The sequence below is a fragment of the Pseudomonas guariconensis genome (genome assembly GCF_024127895.1).
GTDB lineage: Bacteria > Pseudomonadota > Gammaproteobacteria > Pseudomonadales > Pseudomonadaceae > Aquipseudomonas > Aquipseudomonas guariconensis_B.
Genome location: NZ_JAMYBK010000075.1, coordinates 1 through 599 on the forward strand (window position 1 = coordinate 1; position 599 = coordinate 599).

Sequence of the window (599 nt, forward strand, 5' to 3'; positions counted from 1 at the left end):
AACCAGGGAAAAGCCCTGGTTTTGATGCGATTGAGGCCTGAAAAATCGGCCTTGCGGCGTCGACACGTTACTTATCGCGGGCTTGGGGAAACTTGTTCGGAGAATCCCTAGGCAGCTGATCGTCCGGATCAAGCTCTCAACACGGATGGAGCATGAGCGTTATCGCCAACTCGAAGCCCTGGAACATTCCAGTATGGAGATTGATCTCCATCACCTGGCACTGGAGCAGATCAATGATCCGGTCAAGTTCGAGCACGCGGTTCTGCATGACTCGACAAACCGACTTTGGATTCGATCAATTCGCGGTGAAAGGCTCGCAGCAAACGCGCTGCAAAGGCTTCAGTCAGTGGCGGACGAAATAAACGCTCAGTGGCAACTCGAACGGGCAGCGCGCGAGGCTGCTGAGCAAGCCCGGCAGATTGAGCTAGCCAAGGAGAAAGCCGAACTGCAGCGCGCACTAGGCACTGTACGAAAAGTACTGTCGTAGGCATCGCCGCCAGCAGGCCAATGTGACCATGGCGGCATAGCTTTTCGCGAGCTTGCAGTAACGGGTCGCCAAGCGACGATGCTCCTTCAGCCAGCCGAACAGTCGCTCGATA

The 599-nt window shown here is 55.9% G+C and carries 2 protein-coding genes; one reads left to right on the forward strand and one right to left on the reverse strand.

The window, feature by feature from the left end:
• Positions 1 to 193 precede the first annotated feature (193 nt).
• Positions 194 to 487: a hypothetical protein gene (locus tag NJF35_RS24605; protein WP_253091624.1), complete on the forward strand. Its 294-nt coding sequence runs from the start codon at positions 194 to 196 to the stop codon at positions 485 to 487.
• Here NJF35_RS24605 and NJF35_RS24610 read toward each other — a convergent pair.
• Positions 458 to 599: transposase (locus NJF35_RS24610; protein WP_253091625.1), on the reverse strand; the 142-nt coding region annotated here is incomplete at its 5' end. The genes NJF35_RS24605 and NJF35_RS24610 overlap by 30 nt on opposite strands.

Coding starts and splice junctions, on each gene's coding strand:
- NJF35_RS24605 (WP_253091624.1), top strand. CDS start 194: ATGGAGATTGATCTCCATCACCTGGCACTGGAGCAGATCAATGATCCG.